Annotated in this window: 18 protein-coding genes and 1 pseudogene; 5 read left to right on the forward strand and 14 right to left on the reverse strand. The window is 76.4% G+C overall.

Annotation, left to right across the window (positions count from 1 at the left end; all coding sequences use genetic code 11):
- The first annotated feature begins 10 nt into the window (after positions 1–10).
- Entirely contained in the window at positions 11–976 is a 966-nt protein-coding gene (locus tag ACI78S_RS12450) for a zinc-binding dehydrogenase (RefSeq protein WP_456973651.1), read from the forward strand.
- 10 nt (positions 977–986) lie between these two features.
- Here ACI78S_RS12450 and ACI78S_RS12455 read toward each other — a convergent pair whose 3' ends face one another.
- A complete protein-coding gene (locus ACI78S_RS12455) occupies positions 987–1,295 on the reverse strand; it encodes a hypothetical protein (RefSeq protein ID WP_456973652.1) in 309 nt (102 codons plus the stop codon).
- 167 nt (positions 1,296–1,462) lie between these two features.
- Between ACI78S_RS12455 and ACI78S_RS12460 the strand changes: the two genes are divergently transcribed.
- Both ACI78S_RS12460 and ACI78S_RS12465 read left to right on the forward strand, forming a co-directional pair.
- Positions 1,463–2,047, forward strand: coding sequence for a TetR/AcrR family transcriptional regulator (locus tag ACI78S_RS12460; protein ID WP_456973654.1), 585 nt, complete (start codon positions 1,463–1,465; stop codon positions 2,045–2,047).
- Positions 2,048–2,183: 136 nt separating this feature from the next.
- Positions 2,184–3,596: an MFS transporter gene (locus ACI78S_RS12465; protein WP_456973656.1), complete on the forward strand. Its 1,413-nt coding sequence runs from the start codon at positions 2,184–2,186 to the stop codon at positions 3,594–3,596.
- A 10-nt stretch (positions 3,597–3,606) separates the two neighbouring features.
- Here the strand turns inward: ACI78S_RS12465 and ACI78S_RS12470 are convergent, their stop codons facing one another.
- The gene (locus tag ACI78S_RS12470) at positions 3,607–5,349 is read right to left on the reverse strand and encodes an MFS transporter (RefSeq protein ID WP_456973658.1); all 1,743 of its coding nucleotides are present in this window, start codon (positions 5,347–5,349) and stop codon (positions 3,607–3,609) included.
- Positions 5,318–6,007 (reverse strand): LppX_LprAFG lipoprotein, encoded by a 690-nt coding sequence (locus tag ACI78S_RS12475; RefSeq protein WP_456973660.1) that lies wholly within the window; start codon positions 6,005–6,007, stop codon positions 5,318–5,320. The genes ACI78S_RS12470 and ACI78S_RS12475 overlap by 32 nt, the downstream gene beginning before the upstream one ends.
- 108 nt (positions 6,008–6,115) lie before the next feature.
- On the opposite strand from ACI78S_RS12475, the gene ACI78S_RS12480 reads away from it, so the two are divergent.
- Positions 6,116–6,526, forward strand: a complete 411-nt coding sequence (locus ACI78S_RS12480; protein ID WP_456973662.1) for a hypothetical protein — start codon at positions 6,116–6,118, stop codon at positions 6,524–6,526.
- 11 nt (positions 6,527–6,537) lie between these two features.
- Here ACI78S_RS12480 and ACI78S_RS12485 read toward each other — a convergent pair whose 3' ends face one another.
- The gene (locus tag ACI78S_RS12485; RefSeq protein WP_456973664.1) at positions 6,538–7,185 is read right to left on the reverse strand and encodes an MOSC domain-containing protein; all 648 of its coding nucleotides are present in this window, start codon (positions 7,183–7,185) and stop codon (positions 6,538–6,540) included.
- 11 nt (positions 7,186–7,196) lie between these two features.
- Positions 7,197–9,029: a translation elongation factor 4 gene (lepA, locus tag ACI78S_RS12490; RefSeq protein ID WP_456973666.1), complete on the reverse strand. Its 1,833-nt coding sequence runs from the start codon at positions 9,027–9,029 to the stop codon at positions 7,197–7,199.
- A gap of 186 nt (positions 9,030–9,215) precedes the next feature.
- On the opposite strand from lepA, the gene rpsT reads away from it, so the two are divergent.
- Positions 9,216–9,482, forward strand: a complete 267-nt coding sequence (rpsT, locus tag ACI78S_RS12495) for a 30S ribosomal protein S20 (protein ID WP_456973668.1) — start codon at positions 9,216–9,218, stop codon at positions 9,480–9,482.
- Positions 9,483–9,558: 76 nt separating this feature from the next.
- On the opposite strand, the gene holA is transcribed toward rpsT, so the two are convergent.
- From holA to ACI78S_RS12540, 9 genes and pseudogenes are all read right to left on the reverse strand, one after another.
- Positions 9,559–10,560, reverse strand: coding sequence for a DNA polymerase III subunit delta (holA, locus tag ACI78S_RS12500; RefSeq protein ID WP_456973670.1), 1,002 nt, complete (start codon positions 10,558–10,560; stop codon positions 9,559–9,561).
- 313 nt (positions 10,561–10,873) lie between these two features.
- A pseudogene (locus ACI78S_RS12505) lies at positions 10,874–12,970 on the reverse strand (ComEC/Rec2 family competence protein); the annotation flags it as partial.
- Positions 12,967–13,794, reverse strand: a complete 828-nt coding sequence (locus ACI78S_RS12510; protein ID WP_456973672.1) for a ComEA family DNA-binding protein — start codon at positions 13,792–13,794, stop codon at positions 12,967–12,969. The pseudogene ACI78S_RS12505 and the gene ACI78S_RS12510, both read right to left, overlap by 4 nt.
- A gap of 129 nt (positions 13,795–13,923) precedes the next feature.
- Positions 13,924–14,829, reverse strand: coding sequence for a DegV family protein (locus ACI78S_RS12515; RefSeq protein WP_456973674.1), 906 nt, complete (start codon positions 14,827–14,829; stop codon positions 13,924–13,926).
- A 67-nt stretch (positions 14,830–14,896) separates the two neighbouring features.
- Positions 14,897–15,628, reverse strand: a complete 732-nt coding sequence (locus tag ACI78S_RS12520; protein WP_456973676.1) for a histidine phosphatase family protein — start codon at positions 15,626–15,628, stop codon at positions 14,897–14,899.
- Complete coding sequence (rsfS, locus tag ACI78S_RS12525; protein ID WP_456973678.1) at positions 15,625–16,149, reverse strand: ribosome silencing factor; 525 nt, start codon at positions 16,147–16,149, stop codon at positions 15,625–15,627. The genes ACI78S_RS12520 and rsfS overlap by 4 nt, the downstream gene beginning before the upstream one ends.
- The gene (gene nadD / locus ACI78S_RS12530; protein WP_456973680.1) at positions 16,146–16,889 is read right to left on the reverse strand and encodes a nicotinate-nucleotide adenylyltransferase; all 744 of its coding nucleotides are present in this window, start codon (positions 16,887–16,889) and stop codon (positions 16,146–16,148) included. Before nadD ends, rsfS begins: the two co-directional genes overlap by 4 nt.
- Before the next feature lie 188 nt (positions 16,890–17,077).
- Positions 17,078–18,511: a vWA domain-containing protein gene (locus ACI78S_RS12535; RefSeq protein ID WP_456973682.1), complete on the reverse strand. Its 1,434-nt coding sequence runs from the start codon at positions 18,509–18,511 to the stop codon at positions 17,078–17,080.
- Positions 18,511–19,398 (reverse strand): AAA family ATPase, encoded by an 888-nt coding sequence (locus tag ACI78S_RS12540; RefSeq protein WP_456973684.1) that lies wholly within the window; start codon positions 19,396–19,398, stop codon positions 18,511–18,513. Before ACI78S_RS12540 ends, ACI78S_RS12535 begins: the two co-directional genes overlap by 1 nt.
- Between the last annotated feature and the right edge of the window lie 12 nt (positions 19,399–19,410).

Raw genomic sequence — 19,410 nt, forward strand, 5'->3', positions numbered from 1 at the left:
CTTGCGGGTCATGCTCGCTGCCTTCGTCTCGACGCCCGCACCGAAGGACCCGCTCTCCGTGCTGGAGATCGGGGAGCGCCCCGAGCCGGAGGCGCCCGACGGCTGGACGACGGTCCGGGTCAAGGCGGTCTCGCTCAACCACCACGACCTGTTCAGCCTGCGCGGGGTGGGCCTGCCGCAGGAGCGGATGCCGATGATCCTCGGCACCGACGCCGCCGGGCTCGACGAGGACGGCAACGAGGTCGTCGTCCACGGCGTCGTCGCCAGCCCCGGCTGGACCGGTGACGAGACGCTCGACCCCAAGCGCACGCTGTTCAGCGAGCTGCACCAGGGCACGATGGCCGAGCGGGTCGCCGTCCCCCGGCGGAACCTGCTGCCCAAGCCGGCCGAGCTGTCCTTCGCCGAGGCGGCCTGCCTGCCCACCGCCTGGCTGACCGCCTACCGGATGCTGTTCGTGCGGTCCGGCCTGCGGCCCGGGCAGACGGTGCTGGTGCAGGGCGCGAGCGGCGGCGTCGCCACCGCGCTGATCGCGCTGGGCACGGCCGCCGGCTACCGGATCTGGGTGACCGGCCGCAGCGAGGAGAAGCGGCAGGCGGCCCTGGCCCTCGGCGCCGACCAGGCCTTCGAGACCGGGGCCCGGCTGCCCGAGCGCGTCGACGGCGTCATGGAGACCGTCGGCGAGGCCACCTGGTCGCACAGCGTCAAGTCGCTCAGGCCGGGCGGCGTGCTGGTGACCTCGGGCGCGACCACCGGCTTCAACCCCGGCGCGGAGCTCAACCGGGTGTTCTTCACCCAGCTGTCGGTCATCGGCTCCACCATGGGGACCCGGGACGAGCTCGAGGACCTCGTCCAGATGTGCCGGGTCACCGGCGTCCGGCCGCAGATCGACGTGGAGCTGCCGCTGCCCCGGGCACGCGAGGGCTTCGCGCGCATGCTCGAGGGGCGGACGAACGGGAAGATCGTCTTCACCCTCTGAGCGCGAGTCCTCAGACCCGGACCTCGGCGCCCTGGAGGACGAGCCCGCGGACCTCGAACTCCTCCGGCGGCGGGGCCGCGGGCAGCGGTGCGCCGCCCGAGAGCTCGGCCATCAGCGGGAAGACGACCTCGGCGTTGTAGCGGTCGAACACCTCCCGCGACTCCCAGACCTCCAGGACCTGGAAGCCGCCCGCGGTGGGCCGCGCGACGTGCAGCAGCAGCCCCGCGGCCGCTCCGGGGAAGCGGCGGAGGAGTTCCGCGTGGAGGGCGTCGTACACCTCGATCGGCGCCGGCACGTCGGTGACGATCCCCACGGGCATGGGAGCCTCCGCTCGGGTTGCGGCCCGGTCCGGCGGTCCGCCGGACCGGGGCCCACCGTAGTGCCGCGCGCCGCTCGGAGGTCGCGCGTCCGGCGGGGGGTCGACTCGTCGTGCACCGGACCGAGCGCTCCTCCACGAATCGCCGCGCCAGCGGCTACCGTCGCGGCGTGCCCCGCCCTCGGACCGTGGACGACGAGGCGATCCTCGCCGCGACCGCCGCTGCGGTCGGGGAGGTCGGGCCGTCCCGCCTCACGCTCGCCGACGTCGGCACCCGCGTCGGGCTGGCGCCCGCCACGCTGCTGCAGCGGTTCGGCTCCCGGCGCGGGCTCCTGCTCGCCCTCGCGGCGCACGACGTCGACGCCGCACCGCGGCGGATCCGCGCCGCCGCCACCGGTGACCGCAAGCTGGCCGGTCTGGTCGAGGTGCTCAGCGACGAGGCGGCCGCGCTCCGGACCCCGGCGGAGTTCGCGAACCACCTGTCCCTCCTGCTGCTGGACCTCTCCGACCCCGAGTTCCAGGCCCTGGCCCGTCGTCACGCGCAAGGGGTCCTGGCCGCCGTCGTCGACGTGCTGACCGCGGCCCGGGACGCCGGCGAGCTGCCGGACGACACCGACCCCGACGCGCTGGGCTCCCTCGTCCACGCGACCTACAACGGCGCCCTGGTGTCCTGGGGCCTCGACCCGGACGGCCGGCCTGCGGAGGCCGTCGCCCGGCGGCTGGACGCCCTGCTCGGCCTCGTCCGCCGCAGCTGACCCCTCCTCCCGCGGCCGGCGCGGATAGAGCGCGCACGGGGTTGATAGTAAATGGTCGTTCGTTTACATTCAGCGGCGCAGGCCCACCGACCCCTCCGCCCCCGAGGAGCTCCTGATGGCCGGAAGCAGAGCCACCATGACCCGCAGCGACCGGCTCGCCGTCGGCGTGCTGTGCGCAGCCCAGTTCATGCTGATCGTCGACGTCGTCGTCGTGAACGTCGCCCTGCCCACCCTGCGCGGTTCGCTCGGCCTGCCCGACACCCAGCTCGCGCTGACCGCGGTCGCCTACACCGTCACGTTCGGCAGCCTGCTCATCGCCGCCGGCCGTTCCGGTGACGTGCTCGGCCGGCGTCGCCTGTTCGTGACCGGCCTCGTCGTCTTCACCGCGTCGTCGCTGCTGGTCGGGCTGGCCCAGGCGCCGTGGCAGTTCTTCGCCGCCCGGGCGCTGCAGGGTGTTGGGGCCGCACTGGTCAGCCCGAACGCGCTCGCGCTGCTCCTCGCCCGCTTCGACAGCACGGCCGCGCGCAACGCGGCGCTCGGGGCGTGGGGAGCCGTCGGCGCCGGTGGCGCGATCGCCGGCCAGGTGCTCGGCGGTGTCGTGCTGGACACGCTCGGGTGGCGGTGGATCTTCTACCTGCACCTGCCGGTGGGGATCGCCGCGGTCGTCCTGGCGCTGCGCGTCCTGCGGGAGTCCCGGGTGCCCGGCGACCGCCTGCCCGTCGGCGGCGCCGTCCTCCTCGTGGCCGGCCTCGTGCCCGCCGTCCTCGCGATCGCGTCGCTGCCCGACCGCGGGCTGCGTGGTCCGACCCTGCTCCTGCTGGCGATCGCCGCGGCGGTCCTGGGGGCCTTCGTCCTGCAGCAGCGCCGGGCGTCGGCGCCGCTCGTCGACGGGCGACTCCTCCGCGCGCCCGGCGTGCTGACCGGGAACCTGGTCCTCGCGACGTCGGCCGCCACGGTCGCCGCCTGCCTGTTCTTCACGACGCTGTACCTCCAGGTGGTGCTCGGCTGGTCCGCCCTCGCCGTCGGTCTGGCCTTCGCGCCGATCACCGGCCTGATCATGGCGCTGTCGCCGATCGCGGCCAGGCTCGTGACCAGCCGCGGCGTGCGGGTGCCGCTGGTGGCCGGCCTGCTCCTGAGCGCCGCCGGCATGCTGCTGCTCAGCGCGATGAGCGTCTCCGGCTCGTACTGGACCGACGTCCTGCCGGCGCTGCTGCTGGTCGGCACCGGCAGCGCGCTGAGCTACGCGCCGGTGTTCGTCGCGGCGACGGCCGCGGTGCCCCCCGCCGACCGGGGCGCCGCCGCCGGCGTGGTCAACACGTCGCAGGAGCTCGGCCCGGCGCTCGGGCTGGCGGGCATCGCGGGGGTGGCCGGGGCGGTGACCGGCGCCGCGGGCACCGCGCCCGGGCTCCTCGACGGGTTCCGCGCCGGGCTCTGGACCGCGGCCGCGCTGACCGCCGTCGCCGCGCTCGCCGCCGTCCGGCTCCCCGCGGGCCTCGGCCGGCAGGCCGCGCCGGACGCCGGCGAGGCGCTGGAGCCCGAAGCCGCCTGACGCGCCGCGCTCAGCCCACCGGTCGGGCGCGGGGCGCCCGGAGCAGCACGAGCGCGGCGACGGCGGCCAGCGCGGCGGCGACCGCCGCGCCCGCGAAGACGGTGTGCAGCTGGGTGAGGACGGCGGCGTCGGTGGCCGCGTCGTAGGCGGGGCAGTCGGCGGGCGTGCGCGGGCAGAGCTCGACCGGCGAGCCGATCGCGGCCACCTCGGCGGTGAACCGGCGCAGCGCCACCGCGGTGAGCAGTGAGAGCCCGACGAGCATGCCGACCGTGCGGGCCACCACGGCGAGCGCCCCGGCGCTGCCGTGCACGGCCGGGCCGGTCACGTCCAGCAGGACGGCGTTGACCGGCGCGATCGCCAGCCCGAAGCCGAGCCCGGCGGCGAGCAGGACGGCCCAGGAGCCGGCGCCGTCCAGCGACCGCTCGTCCCACTGGGTCATCGCCGCCAGCGCGAGCGCCGTGAGCGCCGTGCCCACTGCCGCCACCACCCGCGGCGGCACCCGCCGGCACAGCCAGCCGCCGGCCACGGCGCCGACCGGGACGGCGACCAGCAGCCGCAGCAGCACCAGCGCCGCGCCGAACTGGTCGCCGGGCGTCGTGGTGGCGCGGGCGAAGAGGGGCACGTCGACCAGTGCGGCCACGAGCGCGACGCCGACGAGCAGGTTGACCAGCAGGGCGCCCCAGGCCCCGACCGGCCGCAGCGCCGCCAGCGGCAGGACCGGGTCGGCGGCGCGCCGCTCGTGCACCACGAAGGCGACCGCCGCGAGCGCGGCGACTGGCAGCAGCACCGGCCCGTGCGCGACCACCTGGGTGGTGGGGTCGGCGGCGGCGAAGGCCCACACCAGGCAGCCGAGGGCCACCACGACCAGCAGCGAGCCGACGACGTCCACCTCGCGGGCCAGCCGCCGCAGCCCGCGGAGGGGCAGCACGGCGCCGTCGGGGTGGGTCAGCGCGCGCACCACCGTGGCCAGGCCGGCGGCGGCCGCGGTCAGCACCAGCGGGGTCGACGCCGGGACGGCGCCGAGCACCGGGACGTAGAGCAGGCCCAGGGTGACGTCCTCGGCCAGCGCGGCGGGCTCGGCCAGCTGCAGGCCGAGCGCGACCGACGCGAGGGCGGCCAGGGCGAGGCCGACCGGGTCGGGGCGGCGGGCCCGGCCGGTGACCAGCACGCCGGCGGCGAGGCCGAGGCCGAGCAGCAGGTTGAGCCAGAAGATCGCCCGCCAGTCGGAGACGGCGAGCACCGCGGCGCCGGCCAGCGGGCCCAGGACGGCGCCGGCCTCCTGCACCGCGCCGACGACGCCGAGCGGGAGGGCGCGGCGCTCGGGCGGCCAACGGTCGGCCACCAGGGCGAGCGTGGCCGGCACCAGCCCGCCGGCGCCGACGCCCTGCAACACCCGGCCCGCGACGGCGGGACCCAGGGAGACCGCGGTGGCGGTGAGCAGCGAGCCCAGCGCGAACAGCAGCAGGCAGCCGACCAGCACCGGCGCCCGCCCGCGCAGGTCGGCCAGCCGGCCGAGCAGCGGCAGGGTGGCGGTGTAGCCGAGCAGGAAGCCGCCGACGACCGGCGTGGCCTTCTGCAGCTCGTCGATGCCGACGCCGACCCCGGTGAGGATGTCGGGCAGGGCGAGGACGACGACGTAGGTGTCGGCCGCAGTGACGAGGACGGCGAGGGTCGCGAGGACGACGGCGGTCAGGCCGGGGACCGCGGGGGCCGTCGCCGGCTCAGCCGGTGGGCGGCGCGCTGATCTCGACATCGGCCCCGAAGTCGCTGAGCTCGAGGGTGTAGGTGCCGTCGTCCTCGGCGGTGAAGAACGGCCCGGTGAGCTCGGCGCGCCGCAGCTCGCCGCTCTCGGTGGCGACGGCGAAGCGGGCCTGCACCGCACGATCGGGGTCCTGGCTGGTGAGCAGGTCGGCGACCAGCTGGCCGGGGAGCTCGGCGGTCACCTCGCGGACCACCTCGCCGTCGACCCGCCGCTCGTCGCCGAGCTCGGCGTTCTCGGCCTGCCCGAGCAGCTGGGAGATGCCGGTGTCGGGGTCGAGCAGCGCGCCGGGGTCGCCGAAGCCGAACTGCGCCGGGTCGATCTCGCTCCAGGTCTGCACGAAGGGCAGCTGGGCGTAGACGGTGCCGTCGATCGAGACGACCTCGAGGTCGGCGGTGGCCCCGGCGGTCTGCACCTGCAGCGTGCCCTGGAACGACGCCGGTCGGAGGATGTCCCCCTCCCCGCCGACCAGCAGGGTGCCGGTGGCGGGAGCGCCGTCGCTGCTGAGCACGAAGTGGGCGCTGTCGGCGGCGTCGAGGGTCGTCTCCGCGCGCTCGAGCAGGTCGGGCGCGGACTCGTCGGAGCCGCCGCCGCACCCGGCGAGGACGAGCCCGGCGGCGAGCAGCGCGGCGCCGGCGCGGCGCAGCAGCATGACGACCTCCCCGTTGCCAGGAGGGGCCCCGGCCTACCGCGGGGACGGTAGCGCGCGCCGCGGCGCGCGGGACCCACCGACGCCCCGTCGCGGGCCAGACTGCGCCGGGTGGAGGTCCTGTTCATCGCCAGCGTCAGCGTCGTCGCGGCGGACCCGCCGGAGAGCCGGCGGCTCCTCGTCGAGGCCCTGGGCCTGCCGCTCGAGCGCCTGGAGGGCGAGTACTTCGCCAGCGAGCGGATCGGGGGCAGCAAGCACTTCGGGGTCTGGCCGCTGGCCGAGGCCGCGCAGGCGTGCTTCGGCACCGGCACCTGGCCGGCCGACCGCCGCGTGCCGCAGGTGAGCATCGAGTTCGAGCTGGCCGACGCCGACGCCGTGGCGCGCGGCGCGGCCGAGCTGCAGGAGGCGGGGTTCCCGCTGCTGCACGGCGCGCGCACCGAGCCGTGGGGGCAGACGGTGGCCCGGCTGCAGTCGGTGGACGGGTGCGTCGTCGGGCTGTCCTACGCGCCCTGGCTGCACTGACGCCCGCGCGGTCAGGCGCGGGTGGCGGTCCGGGCGGCGATCCGCCGGGCCAGCTTGGGCTGGTCCTTGAGCGGGAGGAACGGCAGGACCGGCTCGAGCTCGGGCAGCCGGGCCTGCTGGGTGGTCACGATCCGGAAGGCCTCCCCGACCGTCACCCCGTGGTCGGGGCGCGCGACGACCTGCACGTCGTCGCCGGCGGCGAGCTCGCCGGTCTCGAGGACCCGCAGGTAGGCGCCGGTGGCGCCGCGCGCGGCGAAGCGCTTGACCAGGTCGGGGACGCCCCAGTACTCGGCGAAGTTGGCGCACGGGGTGCGCCACGCGGTCACCTCGAACAGCGCGGTGCCGATGCGCCACCGCTCGCCGATCACCGCCGCGTCGAGGTCCAGGCCGCTGGTGCGCAGGTTCTCGCCGAAGCGGCCGGCCGGCAGCTCGCGGCCGAGCTCGCGCTCCCACCACGCGGCGTCCTCCTGGGCGTAGGCGTAGACCGCCTGCCCCTCGCCGCCGTGGTGCTTCTTGTTGACCTGCACGTCGCCGTCGAGGCCGAGCGGGTGGACCGCGACCCGGCCGGCCACCGGCTTCTTGTCGATGCCGCTGCGCCGGGTGGGCAGCCGGTAGAGGTCGGCGCCGGAGACGCAGACAGCCTCGACGCGGCCGCTCACCTCCCGGCCGCTCACTTCTTCGCGGAGGACTGCTCGGACGAGTTGGACAGGGCGGCGACGAAGGCCTCCTGCGGCACCTCGACGCGGCCGACCATCTTCATCCGCTTCTTGCCCTCCTTCTGCTTCTCCAGCAGCTTGCGCTTGCGGGTGATGTCACCGCCGTAGCACTTGGCGAGCACGTCCTTGCGGATGGCGCGGATGGTCTCGCGGGCGATCACCCGGCTGCCGACGGCGGCCTGGATCGGCACCTCGAACTGCTGCCGCGGGATGAGCTCGCGCAGCTTGCCGGCCATCATCACGCCGTAGCTGTAGGCCTTGTCCTTGTGCACGATCGCGCTGAAGGCGTCGACCGGCTCCCCCTGCAGCAGGATGTCGACCTTGACCAGCTGCGCCTCCTGCTCGCCGGCCTCGGCGTAGTCGAGGGAGGCGTAGCCGCGGGTGCGCGACTTCAGGGCGTCGAAGAAGTCGAAGATGATCTCGCCGAGGGGCAGCGTGTAGCGCAGCTCGACGCGCGACTCGGACAGGTAGTCCATGCCGGTGAGGCTGCCGCGGCGGCTCTGGCAGAGCTCCATGATCGTGCCGGTGTAGTCGCTCGGCGCGATGATCGTGGCGTTGACCACCGGCTCGAAGACCTTGTCGATCTTGCCGCTCGGCCAGTCGCTGGGGTTGGTCACCGTGTGCTCGGTGCCGTCCTCCATGATCACGCGGTAGACGACGTTGGGCGCGGTGGAGATGAGGGAGAGACCGCCCTCGCGCTCGAGCCGCTCGCGCACGATCTCCAGGTGCAGCAGGCCGAGGAAGCCGACGCGGAAGCCGAAACCCAGCGCCGCGGAGGTCTCGGGCTCGTACACCAGCGCGGCGTCGTTGAGCAGCAGCTTGTCCAGGGCCTCGCGCAGCAGCGGGTACTCGCTGCCGTCGATCGGGTAGAGGCCGGAGTAGACCATCGGCTTGGGGTCCTGGTAGCCGCCGAGCGCCTCGGCCGCCGGGGTGCTCAGCAGCGTGACCGTGTCGCCGACACGCGACTGGCGGACGTCCTTCACGCCGGTGATGAAGTAGCCGACCTCGCCGACGCCGAGGCTGTCCACCGGCTTGGGCTCCGGGGAGATGACGCCGATCTCGAGCAGCTCGTGGGTGGCGCCGGTGGACATCATCTTGATCCGCTCGCGGGCGGAGATGCGCCCGTCGACGACGCGGACGTAGGTGATGACCCCGCGGTAGATGTCGTAGACCGAGTCGAAGATCAGCGCGCGGGCCGGGCCCTCCGCCTTGCCGGTGGGCGCCGGGATCTCCGCGACGATCTTGTCGAGCAGCGCGGGCACGCCCTCGCCGGTCTTGCCGCTGACCCGCAGCACGTCGTCGGGGTCGCAGCCGATGATGTGCGCGAGCTCCTCGGCATACCGCTCGGGCTGCGCCGCCGGCAAGTCGATCTTGTTGAGCACCGGGATGATGTGCAGGTCGTTCTCGAGCGCCAGGTAGAGGTTGGCCAGCGTCTGCGCCTCGATGCCCTGGGCGGCGTCGACGAGCAGCACGGCGCCCTCGCAGGCGGCCAGCGAGCGGGACACCTCGTAGGTGAAGTCGACGTGGCCCGGGGTGTCGATCATGTGGAGGACGTGGTCGACCCCGTCCACCGCCCACGGCAGCCGCACGTTCTGGGCCTTGATGGTGATGCCGCGCTCGCGCTCGATGTCCATCCGGTCGAGGTACTGGGCGCGCATCTGCCGTGCCTCGATGATCCCGGTGACCTCGAGCATCCGGTCGGCCAGCGTCGACTTGCCGTGGTCGATGTGGGCGATGATGCAGAAGTTCCGGATGCGGGCCGGGTCGGTGGCAGCGGGAGTCGTCACAGTGCTGCCATCGTCCCACGGGACCGCCGACGGTTCACCGACCGGCGCGGCGGGGTGCCGGACGGCGGATCGGCCCGGGGTGGGACGGCTCGTCGAACGCTGGTATCTTGGCAGGCCGGTCCGCGTGCGCACGTGCGCCCGGACGTTGGACAGCAGGCATTCCCTTCCAGACACCGAGGCTCACGCGTGGCGAACATCAAGTCCCAGATCAAGCGGATCAAGACCAACGAGCGGCGGCGGCAGCGCAACGTCGCGGTCAAGTCCGCCCTGAAGACGGCGGTCCGGCGGTTCCGCACCGCTGCCGACGCCGGGGACGCCGAGGCTGCGGCCACCGCGCTGGCGACCGCCAGCAAGGCGCTCGACAAGGCCGCCAGCAAGGGCATCATCCACAAGAACCAGGCCGCCAACCGCAAGTCGGGCATGGCCAAGCAGCTCGCCGGCCTCCAGGGCTGACGCGCCGCCGCTCTCCGCACGAGCCCTCGTCCCCGCCGGGACGGGGGCTCGTCGCGTTCCCGGGGGTGTGCGCGGCTCAGCGCCCCCGGACGGCGCGGTCCCGCCGGGTCTCGGTGCGGATCTCGATGATCCGGCGCACCGCCCGCTCGAGGGCGTAGTCGGCGCTGGCGGCCGCGCCCTTGACGTCGGCGTTGAGCTCGGCCGTCACGCCGATGGCCCGCTGCAGCCCGTCGATGCTCCAGCCGCGCGACTGCGCCTGGGCGCGCTTGACCTTCCACGGCGGCATCTTCAGCGTGCGCGCGAGGTCGCCGGGGTTGCTGCTGCTCAGGCTCGCCACCCGGGCCGCCGTCCGCACGCCGTCGGCGATCGCGTCGGCGATGAGGACGTGCGCGACGCCGCGCTCCAGCGCCCAGCGCAGCGTCTCCACCGCCCCCTGACGGTCGCCGACCAGCACCTTCTCGGCGACCGTGAAGCCGGTGACCTCGGCCTGCCCGCGGTGGAAGCGCGCGACCGCGTCGGCGTCGATGGTGCCGCCGAAGTCGGAGACCAGCTGGCTCGCCGCCGAGGAGAGCTGCCGCAGGTCGTTGCCGACCGCCTCGACCAGCGCGGCGAGCGCGTCGGGGGTGATCCGCCCGCCGGCGGACCGCACCTCGTTGCGCACGAACGCCGCCCGGTCGCCGGGTGAGGTGATCTTGGCGCACTCGTCGACCGCCGCGCCTGCGGCCTTGAAGGCCTTGACCAGCGCCTCGTTGCGCTTGCCGCCGGCGTGCACGATCACCAGCGTGAGGTCTGGGTCGGGGTCCTTGGTGTAGGCGGTGAGGGCGTCGGCCAGGGCGCCGGCCGCCTCGTGGACGCCGCCGACCAGGACCAGCCGGTGGCCGCCGAACAGCGAGGGGGCCAGCACGTCGGCCAGCTGGCCGACCGGCAGCCCGGCCGCGACCAGGTCGTGGACCTCGGCGTCGGGGTGGCGCTCGAGCACGGCGGCGCGCACCGCGCTCACCGCCCGGGCGCGCAGCAGCTCCTCCTCCCCCACCACGACCCGGAGCCGGGAGGTCGGTGCCGGAGGTGCCGCTGCCACGCCTGCATGGTGTCACGGCGGGCCGACGATCCCGGGCCGGTGCGGGGAGACCCGGCGCACCCGCGTCGCGCGTCGGCGGGCCGGCCGCGAGGGCCCCGCCGCCCGTGACCGCGACGCCCCAGTCGCCCGCGGTGCCGGCCACGGCGAGGTCGCCCTCCCGGTCGGTGCGGTGCACCCGCATGCCGTCACCGGCCAGCAGCCGCAGCGCGTACGGCGCGGGGTGGCCGTAGGTGTTGTCGGCCCCGGCCGAGATCAGGGCCACCCGTGCCCCGGTGGCGGCCAGGAAGCCGGGGTCGACGTCGGCGCTGCCGTGGTGCGGGACCTTGAGCACGTCGGCGCGCAGGTCGGTGCCGCGGGCGACGATCCGGGCCTGCGCCTGCGCGCTGAGGTCGCCGGTGAACAGCACCCGCACCCCGTGCACGGTCACCCGCGCCACCACGGACAGGTCGTTGGGCTCGGCGCCGGCGGTCGCGACGGCCGGTGGCGGCGCCAGCACGTCCAGCCGCGCGGGTCCGACCGTGCGCCGGTCCCCCGGCACGAGCACCTCCCGCCGGGCGCCGGCGGCCGCGGCGAGCCGGTCGACGGCGGCCACGCGCTCGTCGGCCGGGGACAGCGGACCGGTCGCCACGACGTCCACCCGCCGCCCGTCGAGGGCTCCGGCCAGCCCGCCGGCGTGGTCGGCGTCCAGGTGGGACAGCAGGAGCATCGGCAGCCGGTCGACGCCCAGGCGGTGCAGGCACCGGTCCACCGCGGCGACGTCGGGACCGGTGTCGACCAGCACCCCCTCCCCGGGCCCGGTGGGGACGACGAGGGCGTCGCCCTGCCCGACGTCGCAGGCCACGACCACCGTCGACGGCGGTGGCCAGCCGCGCACCGCCTGGCGCAGCGGCCAGCCGAGCAGGAGCAGGCCCACGAGGACGGCCAGGGCCGGCGGGCGGGCGCGCGGGCAGCGCCACAGCACCAGGGCGCCGGCGAGCAGCAGGACGGCGAGACCGACGGCTCCACCGAGGCCCCCGGCCCAGCCCACCGCCGCGTCCGGCACGGCCGCCCCGCGCTCGGCGACCAGCACGAGCCACCGGACCGGCCAGCCGGCCAGCCACACGAGGGCATCGCCCACCGCCGGCAGCGCGGGACCGGCCAGCGCCGCGAGCAGGCCGAGCACGGTCGCGGGCGCGACCGCCGGTGCGGCGAGGAGGTTCGCGGGCAGGGACACGAGGCTGACCTGGCCGCTGAGGGCGGCCACCAGCGGGGCGGTCGCCAGGCCCGCCGCCGCGCTGACCGCGAGGGCGTCGGCCACCGGCAGCGGGAGGCCCCGCCCGCGCAGCGCGCGGGACCAGCCGGGCGCCAGCAGCACGATCGCGGCGGTGGCGGCCACGGAGAGGGCGAAGCCGGCGTCGGCGGCCAGGGCCGGCTCGACGGCCAGCAGCACCAGCACGCTCGCGCACAGCGCCGGCACGGCCACCCGCTCCCGCCCCGCCGCCAGGGCCAGCAGCGCGACCGCCCCCATCACCGCCGCGCGCAGCACGCTGGCGCTCGGCCCGGCGAGCACCACGAAGCCGGCCAGGGCCAGGCCACCGACCAGCGCCTGCACCCGCCGGTCGGCCGCCCGCCGGCGCAGCGGCCAGAGCACGCCGGCCACCACGATCGCCACGTTCGCGCCGGAGACGGCGGTCAGGTGCGCCAGCCCCGTCCGGCGGAACTCCTCCTCCAGCACCGGGTCCATCCCGCTGGTGTCCCCCACCACCAGGCCCGGGAGCAGCCCACCCGCCTCCGGTCCCAGCACGCGCCCGGCCGAGTCGGCCAGGCCGGCACGGACCGTGGCCGCGACGCGCTGGGCCCGGCCCGGTTCCCCGAGCAGCTCCGGCGGGCCGCGGGCGCCCAGCACCGCCACCACGTGCCCCTCCCGCGGCAGCGAGGTCCCCGCCCGCGCGCGCACCGGCTGCCCGGGCGCCAGCTCGGCCCAGCCCTCCGCCGGGGCGAACAGCAGCACGGCGTCGTCCACCCGCGTGGTCACCGGGCCGAGGCGCAGGCTGCGCACGGTGGCGTCGGCGACGACCCGCGCGGCACCGCCGCCGCTCAGCCGCCGCGGCACGTCGTCGAGCACGAGCTCCACCTCGACGCCGCGGTCCTGCGCGGCCGCCGCGCGCAGCGGCGAGGCGTCCCGCTGCCACCCGCGCACGGCTCCGGCGGTCGCGGCCAGGGCGAGCGCGGCGAGGACGCCGAGCGCGACCGGGACGGCCGGCCGACGGCGCGCCACCCCCAGGGCGAGAGCCAGCCCGCCGGCCGCCGCGGCGACCCCCGCCAGCCACGCCGGCGGCACCGCCGGCGCCGCCAGCGTGACCAGCCAGCACGTCGCGGCGGCCGGGACCAGCCGGAGGTCGAGCCACGTCCACCGCCGGCCGGTGCTCACACCGTCACCAGGTCGACCAGCTGGGCGTAGATGGCCGGGCCGATGCCCGGCACGTCGTCGAGCTGCTCGACGGTCGTGAACCGGCCCTGCCGCTCGCGGTGGGCGACGATGCGCTGGGCGAGCACCGGCCCGATGCCGGGCAGCGCGTCCAGGTCGGCCTCGGTGGCGGCGTTCAGGTCCAGCGGGCCGGCCGTGCCGGCGGGGCTCCCGGCCGGTGCGGCGCCGGGCGCCCCGGGGACGCCGACGGCGATCTGCTGGCCGTCGGTGACCACGGCGGCCAAGTTCACCGATGCCGGGTCGGCCTCGGGGAGCAGCCCGCCGGCCGCCGCGACCGCGTCGGCCACCCGCGACCCGGACGGCACGGTCACCAGCCCCGGGCGCGCCACGAGGCCCACCACCGAGACCACGACGGTGGACGCCGTCTCGGCGGCTGCGCCCACCGACGGCGCGTCGGTCGGCGCCGCGCCGCTCGGCTCGGCCGGTGCGACGGGCTCGACCCGGGGACGGTCCAGCCAGGTCCACCCGGCGAGCAGCAGGGCGGCCAGCAGCCCGGCGATCCAGAGGGAGCGGGCACCGCGGCGGCCGGGGTCGAGCCGCACGGCCGTCGCGGGCGCCCGGTGGCGGCCGACAGCCGGGGGCGGGACCGTGTCGTCCTCCGGCTCCTCGCCGGCTGCGTCCGCGAGCGTCGGGGGCGGCGGATCCGGCGGGAGGTCGCCGTCGCCGTCGGGCACCCAGCCGCCGGTCCGGTCGCTCTCGGCCAGCAGGGCACGCAGCCGCGCCCGGATCACGTCGGCGTCGTCGATGCGGCGGGAGGAGGTGCGCACCGGCGCGACGCTAGGGAACGGGCACCGGGCGCGGGCGGCTCGCGACGGAGCTGTGGATCCGGGCGGCGGCTGTGGACGGCGGACGGCGGGTCCGCCCCGCCGGCGGGCAGGCTGCCCGCCGTGCCGACCTCACTCCCCCGCGGGCTCCGGTCCCGGTGCCGTGCCCTCCGCCGCGTCGGGCGCCGCTTCCTCGGGCGCGGGCACGACGACGACGCCCACGGCGCCGGGGCCCACGTGCGCGCCGATCGCGGCGCCGAGCTCGCTGACGTGCAGCTCCGCGGCGTTCGGCAGCCGCTCCCGCAGCTCGGCGGCCAGCCGCTCGGCCCGCTCCGGGGCGGCCAGGTGGTGCACCGCCAGCGAGGCCGGGCCGCTGCCCGCGGTCTCCACGGCCCGCTGCACGAGCCGGTTGAACGCCCGGGCCGCGGTGCGCACCTTCTCCAGCGGGACGACCTTGCCGTCGGCGACGTGCAGCACGGGTTTGACGGCCAGCGCCGAACCGAGGACCGCGGCGGCGGCGCCGATCCGCCCGCCCCGGCGCAGGTGCTCCAGGGTGTCGACGACGAAGAGCGTGCGGGTGGCCGCGGCCGTCGCCCGGGCCGCGTCGGCGACCGCGGCCGCCTCCGCCCCGTCCGCGGCGGCGCGCGCGGCGGCCAGCACGGCGAACCCGGTGCCCATCGCCGTGGCCCGCGAGTCGATGACCGTCACGACGTGCTCACCGACCTGGTTGGCGGCGAGCCGGGCGGCGTCCCAGGTCCCCGAGAGCTCGGCGGAGAGGTGCACCGAGACGATGCGCTCCGCCCCACCGTCGAGGCAGCGCCGGTAGGCCGCCACGAAGTCCCCCGGCGTGGGCCGGGAGGTCGACACCTTCCCGCGAGCCGCCAGCGCGGCGGCGACGTCCTGCGGGCCGATGTCCCGGCCCTCGCTGCCCGAGCGGCCGGGCAGGACCACGTACAGCGGCACCACCTCGATGCCGTACCGCTCGACGAGCTCCGCGGGCAGGTAGGCCGTCGAATCGGTGACGACGGCGACGGGCACCGGCCGAGGCTAGCCCGCCGCCGACCGGTTGCCGTACGCCCGACGGTGGCCGGGTCGCCCGAAAGGCTCAACTGGCGGCGTCGGCGTCACCGGCCGCGGGCGGCGCGGCCTCCTCGGGCGTCGCCCCCGCCCGGGTGCCCGTACCCGGCACGGGGCCGACCCCCTCGACGCCGGCCGGCACCCAGCTGTTGTGCCGCAGCAGCCGCCAGCGGGGCTCCTGGTACCGCACCTCGCTCCACGCGCAGTTGCCGAGCGGGCCGAACACGCGGCGGTGCTCCGGGCCCAGGCCGAGCAGCGCCTCGAGCACCCGGCCGGCGGTGCCCCCGTGCGTCACCACGACTGCCACGGCGGCCTCCGGGAGGTCGGCCAGGGCGGCGAGCGCGCGCTGGACCACCTGCGCGGCCTCCTCCCCACCGCGACCGCGGACCGGGCGGCCGGCCATCCAGTCGGCGTACTGGTCCGGATAGCGGTCGGCGACCTCGTCGCGGGTCAGGCCCTCCCAGCAGCCGAGGCCGTGCTCGCGCAGCCGGGCGTCGACGCGCATCGGGACGCCGAGCACCGAGGTGAGCTCGCTGGCGGTCTCGACGGCGCGCCCGAGGTCGCTGGAGACCACGACCGTGTCGCCCGCCGGCAGCCCCGCGGCGAGGACGGGAGCGACGCGCGCGGCCTGCCGCCGGCCCTCGTCGTCCAGCGGCGGGTCCAGCTGCCCCTGGAAGCGCCCGGCGGCGTTCCACTCCGTCCGGCCGTGCCGCCACAGCACCAGCCGCGGCACGGGCAGCGCGGCGGGCGCGGCCGTCACCGGTCGGTCGGGTCCGCGGCCGGCGGGGGTGTCAGCGGCGTGGGATCGGCGCTGCCCGGGTCGACGTCGTCGGCCGACAGCGTCCCGGCCGGCCCCGCGCCCGCTCCGTCGCCACCCCCGTCCGGCCCACCGGTGTCGATGCCGGCGGCGTGCCGGGCGGCGTCGCGGTCGACGAACGGGATGACCGGGCAGTCCTTCCAGAGCCGCTCGAGCGCGTAGTACGCCCGCTCCTCGGCGTGCTGCACGTGCACCACCACGTCGACGAAGTCGAGCAGCACCCAGCGGGCCTCGGCCACGCCCTCGCGGCGGACCGGCTTGATGCCCTGCCGGCGCAGCCGCTCCTCGACCTCGTCGACGATCGCCTGCACCTGCCGCTCGTTGGGCGCGGAGGCGAGGACGAACGCGTCGGTGATGGCCAGCCGGTCGCTGACGTCGACGATCGAGACGTCGGTGGCCAGCTTGTCGGCGGCGGCCTGGGCAGCGACCAACGCGGTCTCTCGCGCCTCGGCGGAGGCGGTCATCGGGGCACCTCGACAGCGTGGGGGGACGGTGGTTCGGAGGACGGTGACCCGGTGGGGCCGCCGTTGGACGCGGCCGGTGGCGGCCGGTCGTAGGTCGGGCGGTCACCGGCCGGCCGGCCGTCGCGGACGTCGCCCGACCGGCGGGCGGGGCGCCCCTGGCGGTAGAGCCCCCGCTTCTCGATGTACTGCACGACCCCGTCGGGCACCAGGTACCAGACCGGCATCCCGCGGGCGACGCGGTCGCGGCAGTCGGTGGAGCTGATCGCCAGCGCCGGCACCTCGACCAGGCTCACCACCCCCTCGGGCAGGTGCGCGTCGGCCAGCGTGAAGCCCGGCCGGGTGACGCCGATGAAGTGCGCCAGGGCGAAGCAGCGCTCGCTGTCGCGCCAGCTGAGGATCTGCGAGAGCGCGTCGGCGCCGGTGATGAAGAACAGCTCCGAGTCGGGCCGCTGCACCTTCAGGTCGGTCAGCGTGTCGATGGTGTACGTCGGGCCGCCGCGGTCGATGTCCACCCGGCTGACGGAGAAGCGCGGGTTGGAGGCGGTGGCGATGACGGTCATCAGGTAGCGGTCCTCGGCCGGCGCCACCTCGCGGTCGCTCTTCTGCCACGGCTGGCCGGTGGGCACGAACACCACCTCGTCGAGGCCGAACAGCCCCGCGACCTCGCTCGCCGCGACCAGGTGGCCGTGGTGGATGGGATCGAACGTCCCGCCCATCACCCCGATCCGACCGCCGGCCACCGATCGAGCCTAACCGGTGCCCGCCCGGGCCGGCCTGCGCGGGACCGGCTGCGACGTCCGGGCACCGTGCCCCGCTCCCGCGGACGCCGGATCCGTCGTCCGGTCACGAGCCCGGCCGCGACGGTGAGCCCCGGCCGTGTCGGGGTGCCGACAGGCCGCCGTGTCGACGAGGCGACCCGGGCCCCGGGTCACAGGGTGGTGACGAAGTCGGCGAGCTGGGCGGCGTCGCGGCACTCCACCATGTCGACGACCTCGCCGTACTGGTCAGCCGCCGAGTCCCCGCTGCCCCACAACCGGCGCGGCTCCGGGTTGAGCCAGTGCGCCGAGCGGCACCGCTTGACCATCTCCGCGAGCACCGGCACACCCGGCCGGCGGTAGTTCGTCCGCCCGTCCCCGAGCACGAGCAGCGACGACTTCGGGCCCAGCGCCGAAGGCCACCGGTCCAGGAAGACGTCGAAGGCGTTGCCGTAGTCGCTGTGCCCGTCGAAGGAGACGACGTCGGCCTCCCGCCCGATCCGGGCCACCGCATCCACCACGTCGGCGCCCGGCCGGAAGAACCGGGTCACCTCGTCGGTCGAGTCGACGAAGGCGAACGCCCGCACGCCGGTGAAGTGCTCGCGCAGCGCCTGGGTGAGCATCAGCGTGAAGTGGCTGAACCCGGCCACCGAGCCCGACACGTCGCAGAGCACGACCAGCTCGGGCTTGTGCGCCTTCCGCGGCCGGTGGTGGGTGACGACCGGCACGCCGCCGGTGCCCAGCGACGCGCGCACCGTCTTGCGGAAGTCCAGCCGCCCCTCCCGGCCCTGCCGCCGCCGCGCCGACAGCCGCACCGCCAGCCGGCGGGCCAGGGGCGCCACCGTCCGGCGCAGCTCGGCCAGGTCGGCCTGCTGGGCCCGCAGGAAGTCCACCTGGTCGGCCAGCGGCCGCACCGCGCTCTTCGCCACCCGGTCGCGGCCGCGCTGCTCTGCCGAGCGCCGCCGCACCTCCGCCTCCACCGCCGCCCGGAACGCCGCCAGCCGCTCCCGGATCGTCTGCCGGGCCACCTGCTCGGCCAGCCCGCCGCGCTCCGCGCCGCCGAGCAGCCCGGCCAGCAGCCGCGAGACCAGCGTGTCCGGCGACAGCGCGCGCATCACGCGGTAGCTGAAGAACGACTGACCCGACGGCGACGGCGTCGCCTGGCCCAGCAGCTCGACCGCCTGCCGGGCGAACCGCCGCAGCGCCTCGTCGTCGCCGTCGAGCAGCAGCTGCAGCAGCTGCTCGCGCATCAGGTCGGCCACCTGCCCCGGGTCGCCGTCCGGCAGGTCCAGCGTCGTCCCGGGCTCGCCCCCGCCGTCGCCGTCCTCGTCGGACGGTCCGGCCGCCGCCGGCCGGTCGCCCAGCGGCCACCACAGGTCGAACAGCACGTCGTAGGCCGGGCGCTGCGCGGCCCGTTGCAGCAGCACCGCCGCCAGCCCGTGCCGCAGCTGCTCCCGGTCGAGCAGGTCGACCACGGTGAGGATCTCGGCGGCGTCGACCGCCTGGCTGATCCCCACCGGGATCCCGGCCTCGCGCACCGCGCGCACGAAGCCGTCGAGGTGCCCGGCCAGCCCCCCGGGCTCCAGCGAGGTGGACGGCGCGCCCATCAGTTCAGCCGCAGCTCGGCCGCGGCCCGCTCCTGGTCGCTGGCGTGCTTGAGCACCACGCCCAGCGTCGACCTCACCGCGCCCTCGTCGAGGGTGTCCAGGCCCAGCTCCAGCAGGGTCTGCGCCCAGTCCAGCGTCTCGGAGATCGACGGCGACTTCTTCAGCTCCAGCGCCCGCAGCGCGCGGATGGTCCGCACCAGCTGCTCGGCCAGCCCGGGCGCCAGGTCGGGCACCCGCGAGAGCACGATCTCGCGCTCCCGCTCGGCCGACGGGTAGTCCAGCGCCAGGTACAGGCAGCGCCGCTTGAGCGCCTCCGACAGCTCCCGGGTCGCGTTCGAGGTGAGGACGACGGTCGGCCGGCGGGCCGCGGTCACCGTGCCCAGCTCCGGGATGGTGACCTGGAAGTCGCTGAGCACCTCCAGCAGCAGGCCCTCCACCTCGACGTCGGCCTTGTCGGTCTCGTCGATGAGCAGCACGGTCGGCTCGGTGCGCCGGATCGCGGTGAGCAGCGGCCGGGAGAGCAGGAACTCCTCGCCGAAGATGTCGTCGTGCACGGTGGCCCAGTCGGCGCCGTCCGTGCCCTGCGCGGCCTGGATGCGCAGCAGCTGCTTCTTGTAGTTCCACTCGTACAGCGCGCGGGCCTCGTCCAGGCCCTCGTAGCACTGCAGCCGGATCAGCTCCGCGCCCGTCGCCGTCGCCAGCGCCTTGGCCAGCTCGGTCTTGCCCGTCCCGGCCGGCCCCTCGACCAGCAGCGGCTTGCCCAGCCGGTCGGCGAGGAAGACGGTCGTGGCGATCTGCGCGTCGGGCAGGTAGCCGGCCGTCGACAGCCGCTTGCTGACGTCCGCGACCGAGGAGAACTGCGGGGACTGCGTCGGCGGGAGGGGCAAGACGTCTCCTAG

The organism is Geodermatophilus sp. SYSU D00815 (assembly GCF_054050035.1).

Bases quoted from the DNA above. Each gene is read 5' to 3' on its own strand.
- ACI78S_RS12470 (WP_456973658.1), bottom strand. From the start codon at position 5,349: ATGTCGAGATCAGCGCGCCGCCCACCGGCTGAGCCGGCGACGGCCCCC.
- ACI78S_RS12455 (WP_456973652.1), bottom strand. From the start codon at position 1,295: ATGCCCGTGGGGATCGTCACCGACGTGCCGGCGCCGATCGAGGTGTAC.
- rsfS (WP_456973678.1), bottom strand. From the start codon at position 16,149: ATGACCGCCTCCGCCGAGGCGCGAGAGACCGCGTTGGTCGCTGCCCAG.
- ACI78S_RS12450 (WP_456973651.1), top strand. From the start codon at position 11: ATGCTCGCTGCCTTCGTCTCGACGCCCGCACCGAAGGACCCGCTCTCC.
- ACI78S_RS12535 (WP_456973682.1), bottom strand. From the start codon at position 18,511: ATGGGCGCGCCGTCCACCTCGCTGGAGCCCGGGGGGCTGGCCGGGCAC.
- ACI78S_RS12475 (WP_456973660.1), bottom strand. From the start codon at position 6,007: ATGCTGCTGCGCCGCGCCGGCGCCGCGCTGCTCGCCGCCGGGCTCGTC.
- ACI78S_RS12465 (WP_456973656.1), top strand. From the start codon at position 2,184: ATGACCCGCAGCGACCGGCTCGCCGTCGGCGTGCTGTGCGCAGCCCAG.